Origin of the sequence: uncultured Nostoc sp., assembly GCF_964245445.1 — a bacterium.
Taxonomy (GTDB): domain Bacteria; phylum Cyanobacteriota; class Cyanobacteriia; order Cyanobacteriales; family Nostocaceae; genus Nostoc.
On sequence record NZ_CAXTNE010000315.1, the window covers coordinates 1 to 1,176 of the forward strand.

General features: G+C 43.1%; 3 protein-coding genes. 1 reads left to right on the forward strand and 2 read right to left on the reverse strand.

Annotated features, from left to right (window positions below):
* A partial coding sequence (locus ACFE90_RS32990; protein ID WP_375506519.1) for an adenylate kinase occupies window positions 1–385 on the forward strand: 385 nt, incomplete at its 5' end.
* Window positions 386–495: 110 nt separating this feature from the next.
* On the opposite strand, the gene ACFE90_RS32995 is transcribed toward ACFE90_RS32990, so the two are convergent.
* Both ACFE90_RS32995 and ACFE90_RS33000 read right to left on the reverse strand, forming a co-directional pair.
* Window positions 496–933: a hypothetical protein gene (locus tag ACFE90_RS32995; RefSeq protein WP_375506520.1), complete on the reverse strand. Its 438-nt coding sequence runs from the start codon at window positions 931–933 to the stop codon at window positions 496–498.
* Window positions 934–973: 40 nt separating this feature from the next.
* Window positions 974–1,176, reverse strand: a 203-nt coding sequence (locus ACFE90_RS33000) for a hypothetical protein (protein ID WP_375506521.1), incomplete at its 5' end; no start/stop codon positions are given.

Consider the following 1,176-nt stretch of genomic DNA (forward strand, 5'->3'; position numbering starts at 1 on the left):
CCCCCTGCCCCCCTGCGGTCTAAATAATAAGTCTTTGACCGGACATGATATTATTGATGGGTTTGGTTGCATGGAAACTCTCTGGCTACGACTTGAGGAGGCAGATACTCTGGTTTTTGTCGATTTACCGCTATATATGCATGGATGGTGGGTAACTAAACGACTAATCACAGGTTACTTTAAACCGCCAGAAGGCTGGCCATCCAATAGTCCAATATTAAGGAGTTCACTTAGTAGCTACCGCGTGCTTTGGTTGTGTGACAAATATTTAACCCCAAAATATCGTGAGTATATCGAGCAGGTAAAAAGCATCAAAAATGTTTATCACATTCGCTCGACTAAACAAATTTCGCAATTTTTTGAATTAATTGATGCAGGAGACTAACTTTGTTGCTTCTTTACTACCTGAATATTTTGACTGCGGAAGTCCCGGTAGGATGGTTTCTGCCGACAAAGCTTGGGAAAACGTGAGACAATTCAAACCTTTCCCTGTCTCTATTGGATGAGATAGCTACGCCAAATTGATTGAGTATCTTTACTACCTTTTTCTGGAAGTAGTAATCGCCAGGTTTTACCTTCTTGCTGAATTTGCAGGTAAACATCAAAAGGTTTTTTTGGTTGCGTCAAGCGCCGTTTTGGTAGCTTTAGAATTAAGTCGTAGGTTCCCCGAACGTGGAAAGCTGGTAAATTTTCAATCGTTAGGGGTTGTTCCTGGGTAATTGATAGCCGCTTGATTTCAAATCCTTGAAAATCTAGATCCAACTGCTGGCTAAGTTTTTGTTGAGTTTGCTCTAGCCCAAGTGCGATCGCTTTTTGCACTAACTCGCTAGTCGGTAGCAGTCCGATACTGCCACAAGCTGTCACTAGCACCAGCAATATTGCTGTCAAAACTAACCGCACTGTATTATTCACTGCCCGATCTGCTATTTTCATCCTTATCAGTTTAACCGGACAGACTGCTGCTTTTTCAGCATCAAGAAATTCCTTTGCTTTCCACGTTGAGAAAGATCCGGCTGATGGATAGCTTTGGCAGAAGGGGAGACGTTCGCCGTAGGATGCCCGTTCGCGTAGCTTGCTTAAGTTGGGATCGCTTTCTCAAAAGTTGCGATTGCTTACTCAAAAGCTGCGATCGCTTACTCAAAAGTTGCGATCGCTTACTCAAAAGTTGCGATCGCT

Excerpts from the sequence above, each read along its gene's own strand:
- ACFE90_RS32995 (WP_375506520.1), bottom strand. The coding sequence starts at position 933 with ATGAAAATAGCAGATCGGGCAGTGAATAATACAGTGCGGTTAGTTTTG.